The organism is Streptomyces chattanoogensis (assembly GCF_001294335.1).
Taxonomy (GTDB): Bacteria; Actinomycetota; Actinomycetes; order Streptomycetales; family Streptomycetaceae; genus Streptomyces; species Streptomyces chattanoogensis.
Genome location: NZ_LGKG01000052.1, coordinates 1 through 526, shown reverse-complemented (window position 1 = coordinate 526; position 526 = coordinate 1). Strand labels below are relative to the sequence as shown.

Annotated in this window: 1 pseudogene; it reads left to right on the top strand. The window is 67.9% G+C overall.

Annotated features, from left to right (window positions below):
• Nucleotides 1-526 (top strand): annotated as a pseudogene (locus ADL29_RS08255) (hypothetical protein); the annotation flags it as partial.

Here is a 526-nt window from a genome sequence, read left to right as displayed (position 1 = left end):
GGCGAACAAGGCCGAACGACGCAAGGCGCTCCGCATCGCCTACGGCGACTCGATGGGTCGCGGCAAGTGGGTCGACCTGGACCGGATCGACGGCGAGGCTGTCGAGATCGCCGAGAAGGACCCCGGCCAGGCGATCCGCTACTACTGGAACATCCCCGACGCCGGATCTGGATCCTGGCTGGACGGGGAGAAGTGGGACGCCCGAGCCAGGCCTCGGGAGGTACCCGACGGGACCGCCATTGTGATGGCGCTCGACGGGTCCGACGTCGATGACTGGACGGCGATCCGCTGCGAGACCGAGGACGGCTACCAGTTCACCCCCACGTACGGAGACGACAAGCTGCCGTGCGTGTGGAACCCGGCCGACCACGACGGCCAAGTGCCAAGGCTGGAGGTCCGGGCAGCGTTCGACGAGGTCATGACCCGGTTCACGGTGATCCGGGCGTACCTCGATCCGCCGTACTGGGAGACCGAGGCCGACGAGTTCTCGGCGCAGTACGGGGAGAAGCGGGTCATCCGCTGGGAG